Origin of the sequence: Flavobacterium movens, from assembly GCF_039581425.1 — a bacterium.
Classification (GTDB): Bacteria; Bacteroidota; Bacteroidia; order Flavobacteriales; family Flavobacteriaceae; genus Flavobacterium; species Flavobacterium luteolum.
The window spans coordinates 184,522-191,718 of sequence record NZ_JBCPXY010000011.1 but is presented as its reverse complement, the minus strand read 5'-3'; the positions used below and the strand labels follow the sequence as shown (position 1 = coordinate 191,718).

Genomic DNA, 7,197 nt, shown 5'->3' with positions numbered 1-7,197 from the left:
TTTTTGAGCCGATAGAGGGACTCGAACCCACGACCTGCTGATTACAAATCAGCTGCTCTAGCCAGCTGAGCTACATCGGCCTATTTTGCGAGTGCAAAGATATAAATGTTTTTTAATATTCCAAAAAAAATTTCACACCTCTCTCTATAATTAAAAAAACCATCACATTTCTGTGATGGTTTCCGTTTTTTGAGCCGATAGAGGGACTCGAACCCACGACCTGCTGATTACAAATCAGCTGCTCTAGCCAGCTGAGCTACATCGGCGTCATTACGGGTGCAAATATAAAGCGGTTTTTCAATTTCCCAAAATATTTTTGCACTTTTTTACACTTTTTTTTGCTTAAAGCGCGTTGATTTTTTCAATCAATTGATTAGCAGTTTGTTCTAATTCAACATTGATTTGTTTGAAGTGTGCTTTTTTATTTTCAACGTTCTTAGCGTTCACTTTTGTAATCAAAGTATCAAATGCAGCGATAGCTTCATCGATTAAAGCATTCGTTTCTGGAGTTGGATTTCCTGTTGTAGACATCTCAAACAAGTAAACTGCCTCAATAATATCTCCTAATACAAAATTGATGTCTTTCTTTAAATTTTTAACGTTTGCCATTTTTATTTTAATTTTAATTTGCGTCTGCAAAAGTACATATTATCTTTAGAATAAGCGCTAAGAAATGTAAATTTCTAAAATTGAAGCTTTTCCGCTCAAAACAAATGCATTTATCGCAGCTGGAACTAAGACAGTGTCTCCTTTAATGTAAGTACGTTTAAAACCGTCATATTCGATTTCAAAGCTTCCTTCAATACACATATAAACTGTAAATGTTTCTCCAGATTTCGAAACTTCTACTTTATCTTCTAACGGAATAAAGTTTGTCGTGAAATAAGGACAATCTACCACAACATTTGATGTATTGGTTTTTGAATCGTATTTCTTTTGCGTATCTACTTTATTGTAGTTTATAGCATCAAGAGCTAAATCTACGTGTAATTCTCTTTTGTTTCCTTGTGCATCTACACGGTCAAAATCGTATAATCTGTAGGTAATATCAGAAGTCTGCTGAATTTCGGCAACAACCAAACCAGCTCCAATTGCGTGCACAGTTCCAGTTTCTAAAAAGAAAACATCTCCAGCTTTTGCTTTCACATCATCTAAAATAGAAACTAAGGTATTATCATGTAAATGTTTCAGATATTCTTCTTTACTAGAATTTTCCTTAAAACCAACAATAATTCTAGCATCGGCATCGGCCTGCATTACGTACCACATTTCAGTTTTCCCGAATGAGTTGTGACGTTCTTTTGCCAATTTATCATTTGGATGCACTTGAATAGAAAGATCTTCTCTTGCATCTAGGTATTTAAAAAGCAACGGAAATTGCTTTCCAAATCTTTCATAAACTTTAGTGCCTAAAATAGCATCTGGTGTTTCATCTATTAAATCCATTAAAGATTTTCCTTTTAAAACTCCATTTGCAACCACACTTACATCTCCTTGTACAGTAGACAATTCCCAGCTTTCGCCAGTAATTTTAGAAACGATTGGTTTGTTTAAAATTGTTTTAAGTTTTTCTCCTCCCCAGATTCTTTCTTTCAAAATCGGTTCAAATTGCAAAGGGTATAAATTCTGATTCATGTTTTTAGGCTAATATATTTGTTTAATTAATTCTATTCTGATACTATTTTGGTAATCTATAATACTAATTCCTTTACGGTTTCTAGTGCTTTCGGTATATGTTTAGCCGCATTTGCACTATCAAATATCGAAATTACCAAACCATTTTTATCTATTATATAGGTAACGCGTGCAGGCAGAAGTCCAAATAAAATATTACGGACACCAAAAAGTTTTCTTAATCTTTTATCCTGATCTGAAAGCAAAATAAAAGGTAATTCATGTTTCGCAGCAAATTTATGATGTGACTTTACACTATCGCTACTAATACCAATTACCTCAGCTCCCAAATCTTTAAAATCTTCGTATTGATCCCGAAAACTGCAAGCTTCGGTTGTACATCCTGGCGTATTATCTTTTGGGTAAAAATAAATCACCAGCGGCTTTCTTCCTAAAACGCTTTGGCTTTCAAAAAGTTCACCATTGTTGTCTTTCGCAGTAAAATTCGGAACTATATCTCCTATTTTTAATGACATTTTTTATTCTCCTTTATAAGTTACAAAATTTCGGTCCGTTTCGTTCAGCACGACTTCAAGATCAAAGTCGGCATGAATTCGTTGTCTAATTTTATTCCATATCACAACAGCAATATTTTCTGCAGTCGGATTCAAATCTGCAAATTCTGGAACATCCAGATTGAGGTTTTTGTGATCAAACGGAATCTCTACTTCTTCTCGTATAATATCCGCCAATACTTTCACATCTAAAACAAAACCAGTTTCCGGGTCAATCTTTCCTGTAACACTTACTGTTAAACCATAATTATGACCATGAAAGTTAGGATTATTGCATTTTCCAAAAACAGCATCGTTTTTTTCAAATGACCAATCTTTTCGATAAAGTCGATGTGCAGCATTAAAATGTGCTTTTCTTGATATGGTTACTCTCATTTATGTTTTTGGTTAGTTTGGCTATAATTTATGGTCTTCTAGATAATGATCAAATTCGTCAAAAATTATCTTAAACCAGACGGTATAAATTTCGGGCTGTTTTTCAATATCTGCTTTAACATCTTCAATACTCATCCATTTCCAGGCTTCTACTTCGTCTGGATTTATGTTTGGTTCGTCATTATAATAACCAATCATAACATGGTCCAGTTCATGTTCTGTCAAACCGTTATCAAAAGGCGCTTTATAAATAAAATGAAATAGCTCTTTCAATTCCGCTTTAAAACCCATTTCCTCAAACAATCTTCGGCTTCCTGCCTCGATGTTTGTTTCTCCTTCTCTCTGATGGCTACAACAAGTGTTTGTCCAAAGCAAAGGAGAATGATATTTATGATGAGCACGCTGCTGCAGCATAATTTCGTTTTTACTATTCAAAATAAAAACCGAAAAGGCACGGTGCAAAAGCGCTTTTTCATGTGCTTCCAATTTTGGCATTAAGCCAATCTGTTCATCGTTTTGATTAACTAGTATTACGTTTTCTTCTGTCATAAGGCTTCTTAAGCAAACAAAAATACGAAAAAAGAAATGGCTTAAAAATGCTAATTAAGCTTGCCTAAAACTAAGCTTTTTACCTTGCTTCTATTTTCTTGATTTACAGTGTTATAATTTATGCTAAAATTTAAAAGCTGTTAAAATTAAGACATAAAAACTACATTGCCTTCTTTTACGTAACTAATAAAAAGTTAAAACACACTTAAAAAAATCTCAATAATAACACAGTCTGTAATTTGAAGCTAATTCTCAACGTATCTTTGATATACAGATTAATGCACTTAAAAACTTATGAAATCTAAAAATGTAATTTTCAGTCTCTGTTTTCTACTGCCGCTTTTTATTTTGCAAGCCTGCGGACAAAACACAAAACAACAACCTGTAAAAACAGCTGTTATGGAAAACAAAATCAGTAAACCCGAAAATCCTTATTATTCAAATACCGACACCACAAAACTTAACGTAAGCAACGCCGAATGGAAAAAGGTTTTACCTGAAGATGTTTACGCCGTAATGCGTGAAGCTGACACAGAAAGACCTTTTACGGGAAAATATTGGAATACCGACGAAAAAGGAACTTATTACTGCGCTTCTTGTGGTAACTTGCTTTTTAGATCTACTGCTAAATTCTCTAGCAGCTGTGGATGGCCAAGCTTTTTTGAACAAGAGAATAAAAAAAGCATTGTTTTTAAAGAAGATAATTCTCTTGGAATGGAAAGAATCGAAGCACTCTGTGGACGCTGCGGTGGACATTTAGGACACATTTTTGATGATGGTCCTGCTCCTACAGGAAAACGCTACTGTATGAATTCGATTGCCCTTGATTTTATTCCTGACAATAAATAATCCCAAAATGAAAAATATACTTTTAATATGTCTTTTTGCGCTTTCGCTAAATGGCATTTCTCAAAATAAAAAAGCAAATCTAGAAACTATAACACTTGGAGGAGGCTGCTATTGGTGCGTTGAAGCCGTTTATGAAAATCTAGACGGAGTAAAATCTGTTGTTTCTGGATTTTCTGGCGGAAAAGTCGCAAATCCGACTTATGAAGAAGTTTGCACAGGAGAAACAGGTCACGCCGAAGTAGTACAGATTACTTATGACAAAAATATAACCGATATTAACGAGATCTTCAAAGTCTTTTTTACAGTTCACGACCCTACAACTTTAAACCGTCAAGGAGCAGATGTGGGAACACAATATCGTTCTGTTATCTTCTATAAAAATGAGGAACAGAAAAAAGCCGCCCAAAGCATTATTGCTGAATTGAATAAAGCGAAGGTTTACAACAGTCCAATTGTAACAAAAGTAGAACCTTTTAAAGTTTTCTATAAAGCCGAAGATTACCATCAAAACTATTATGCCAACAATAAAAATCAGCCATATTGCAAAATGGTGATTCAGCCCAAAATAGAAAAGTTTGAAAAAGTTTTTAAAGATAAACTGAAAAAGAAATAAATAGTAACAATTGGTATTGTAAAGCTTCGGAGAAGCGAAATATTTATAGCAAGAATGTTTCTGCCATACAAAGCTCCAGAGGAGCGACATATATTTTTATAACCTAAATATATGTCGCTCCTCTGGAGCTTTTTTTATTTGTTTATATAAAATTCTATAAATATTTCACCCCGCTGGGGTTTATTGATAGAATAATATTAGAAACTTCCTATTAACCAACGAAGACTGACTTCAAAAAGGCAACTTTTTTATTTTACAAACCCTTGTAAACACTAGGATTTTCTTTTAACTGAAAAATATTTTAATTTTTTTTTCTCTTTTTTTGTCCAATCCTGAAAGTTCGATTGTTATTAAGGTATAAACAATTAAAAATTATACATTATGGAAACTAGACTTAATTTATTCGAACAAGGTCAAAAAGCAGTTAGCACATTATTTGGAATCAGCGGTTACTTGAAAAAAGGAACAATTGAAGCATCTCTTATGGAATTAATAAATTTCAGAGTCTCTCAAATCAACAACTGCGGTTATTGTTTAGACATGCATTCAAAAGAAGCTTTAGCCGCTGGAGAAACAGCACAGCGTTTATTTGGATTAAGTGTTTGGAGAGAAACTCCTTATTATACAAAAAGAGAAAGAGTTGCTCTTGCTCTAGCAGAAGCAGTAAACGCATGCGATGTTCCAGACGAAATCTACGAGATTGCAAAAGCTGAATTTACAGAACAAGAATTAATAGATCTTACACTTGCAGTTGCTGCGATCAACGCTTGGAATCGTCTTAACATTACTTTTTCCAATGTACCTGGATCTTATAGAGTTGGACAGTTTGGATAAACAATAATTGGTTTTTATTTTCTAAAAACAATTAACTTTATACAACTCAAAAACAAATTATTCAATTTAAAAACATAAAAAATGAATGAGTTTTTATTGATTTTCAGAAGAGATTTTAAAACAAAAGAAACACAGCCATCTCCAGAAGAACTGCAACAGCATTTACAGCAATGGCAAAACTGGTTTGGAAGTCTTGCCGCTCAAGATAAACTAGCAAGACCTTTACAGAAATGGGACGGCCAGGGAAAACTTGTAAATTCAAATAAAGGAATTACTGACGGCCCTTTTGTTGAAATTAAAGAATCTATTGGCGGATTAATTATTATTAAAGCTAAAGATTATGATGAAGCAGCCGAAATTGCACAAGGATGTCCGGTTTTAAATTTTGGCGGAAATGTCGAAATTAGAATGGCTGTTTAGATTTTAAACCAACATATAAAAATGCCTTTGTATCTTTACTTAGGCATTTTTTCTAAAAAAATATGGAGCAAAAAGAACTTATACCCAATTTATTTCGAACAGAATATCAAAAAATAGTTTCGGTTCTCTGCAGTTTGTTTGGCATTCATCATATCGAAATTGCCGAAGATATTGTAAGCGATACTTTTCTAACAGCCTCCGAAACTTGGGCAATCAAGGGAATTCCCGAAAACCCGACTGCTTGGCTGTACACGGTTGCGAAAAACAAAACCAAAAACTACCTGAAAAGAAACAACGTTTTTGAAACCAAAATCGTTACCGAAATAAAACACAATACTCCATTAAACAATCCAGAAATCGACATTGATTTGTCTGATCAAAATATTGCCGATAGCCAACTCGCAATGATATTTACGGTTTGTAATCCGTGTAATTCTGAAGAAGCTCAAATTGCCCTTGCCTTAAATTTATTATGTGGTTTTGGGGTAAATGAAATATCTGATGCTTTCTTATCCAACAGAGAAGTTATTTATAAAAGAATTAATCGCGCGAAAGAAAAGCTCAAAGAAGAAAACATAAAAATTCAGCATCCGAACAATTCTGAAATAAAAGACAGAATACAAACAGTTCTCAAAACCATCTATCTGCTTTATTCTGAAGGCTACTACTCTATTTCGCAAAACACCACTTTACGAAAAGATCTTTGTACCGAAGCCATGCGTCTGACGTATTTATTAATTCAGAACGAAAGTACAAATCTGCCGCAAACCAATGCTTTGATGGCTTTGATGTGTTTTCACTCGTCAAGGTTTGATGCGCGAACTGGTTCAAATGGAGAAATTATTTTATACGAAGATCAGGATCAATCGCTTTGGAATCAGGAATTAATTGATAGAGGAACTTATTTCCTAAGTCAGTCTTCAACCGGAAATACACTTTCAAAATATCACTTAGAAGCTGGAATTGCCTATTGGCACACCATAAAAACAGAAACTGTAGAAAAATGGGAAAACATTCTGGAACTCTACAACAATCTAATCATTTTAGAATATTCGCCAATTGTAGCTTTAAACAGAACTTATGCTCTATCTAAAGTAAAAGGCAAAGAAGAAGCAATCAAAGAAGCCGAAAAATTGAATTTAACTGATAATCATTTTTATTATTCTCTACTAGGAAATCTCTATTCTGGAATTGATACAAAAAAGGCGCTACAAAATTTTGAAACCGCATTTGGTTTAGCCAAAACGCCTTCCGACAAGAACATTATCAGTAAGAACATAATGCAGTTGAAGTTGGAAACAAATTAGCTTTGGCATAAAAAAAGTGAAATGATAAATTTCATTTCACCTTTCTTACATTTTGATTCTG

The 7,197-nt window shown here is 33.7% G+C and carries 10 protein-coding genes and 2 tRNA genes; 5 read left to right on the top strand and 7 right to left on the bottom strand.

All coding sequences use genetic code 11. The features are described 5' to 3' along the window. Positions 1–6 precede the first annotated feature (6 nt). From AAYQ05_RS18865 to idi, 7 genes are all read right to left on the bottom strand, one after another. Positions 7–80, bottom strand: a tRNA-Thr gene (locus tag AAYQ05_RS18865). Positions 81–192: 112 nt separating this feature from the next. Next, positions 193–266, bottom strand: a tRNA-Thr gene (locus tag AAYQ05_RS18860). Positions 267–342: 76 nt separating this feature from the next. Then, entirely contained in the window at positions 343–609 is a 267-nt protein-coding gene (locus tag AAYQ05_RS18855) for a hypothetical protein (RefSeq protein WP_012022371.1), read from the bottom strand. A 57-nt stretch (positions 610–666) separates the two neighbouring features. After that, entirely contained in the window at positions 667–1,635 is a 969-nt protein-coding gene (locus AAYQ05_RS18850; protein ID WP_343544893.1) for a type I phosphomannose isomerase catalytic subunit, read from the bottom strand. Between the two features lie 56 nt (positions 1,636–1,691). Further along, the gene (locus AAYQ05_RS18845; RefSeq protein WP_343544892.1) at positions 1,692–2,150 is read right to left on the bottom strand and encodes a peroxiredoxin; all 459 of its coding nucleotides are present in this window, start codon (positions 2,148–2,150) and stop codon (positions 1,692–1,694) included. Positions 2,151–2,153: 3 nt separating this feature from the next. Beyond that, positions 2,154–2,564 carry a 6-carboxytetrahydropterin synthase gene (locus AAYQ05_RS18840; protein ID WP_343544891.1) on the bottom strand — a complete coding sequence of 137 codons (411 nt, stop codon included), beginning with the start codon at positions 2,562–2,564 and terminating at the stop codon, positions 2,154–2,156. 21 nt (positions 2,565–2,585) lie between these two features. Then, entirely contained in the window at positions 2,586–3,113 is a 528-nt protein-coding gene (gene idi / locus AAYQ05_RS18835) for an isopentenyl-diphosphate Delta-isomerase (RefSeq protein ID WP_343544890.1), read from the bottom strand. A 294-nt stretch (positions 3,114–3,407) separates the two neighbouring features. On the opposite strand from idi, the gene msrB reads away from it, so the two are divergent. The 5 genes from msrB (at position 3,408) to AAYQ05_RS18810 (ending at position 7,136) form a co-directional block, all read left to right on the top strand. Further along, positions 3,408–3,962: a peptide-methionine (R)-S-oxide reductase MsrB gene (msrB, locus tag AAYQ05_RS18830; RefSeq protein ID WP_343544889.1), complete on the top strand. Its 555-nt coding sequence runs from the start codon at positions 3,408–3,410 to the stop codon at positions 3,960–3,962. Positions 3,963–3,969: 7 nt separating this feature from the next. Continuing rightward, a complete protein-coding gene (msrA, locus tag AAYQ05_RS18825; protein ID WP_343544888.1) occupies positions 3,970–4,575 on the top strand; it encodes a peptide-methionine (S)-S-oxide reductase MsrA in 606 nt (201 codons plus the stop codon). A 381-nt stretch (positions 4,576–4,956) separates the two neighbouring features. Then, the gene (locus AAYQ05_RS18820; RefSeq protein WP_177212121.1) at positions 4,957–5,409 is read left to right on the top strand and encodes a carboxymuconolactone decarboxylase family protein; all 453 of its coding nucleotides are present in this window, start codon (positions 4,957–4,959) and stop codon (positions 5,407–5,409) included. Between the two features lie 81 nt (positions 5,410–5,490). Then, positions 5,491–5,829 carry a YciI family protein gene (locus AAYQ05_RS18815; RefSeq protein WP_308068737.1) on the top strand — a complete coding sequence of 113 codons (339 nt, stop codon included), beginning with the start codon at positions 5,491–5,493 and terminating at the stop codon, positions 5,827–5,829. Positions 5,830–5,891: 62 nt separating this feature from the next. Next, the gene (locus AAYQ05_RS18810) at positions 5,892–7,136 is read left to right on the top strand and encodes an RNA polymerase sigma factor (RefSeq protein WP_343544887.1); all 1,245 of its coding nucleotides are present in this window, start codon (positions 5,892–5,894) and stop codon (positions 7,134–7,136) included. The last annotated feature ends 61 nt before the right edge of the window (positions 7,137–7,197 follow it).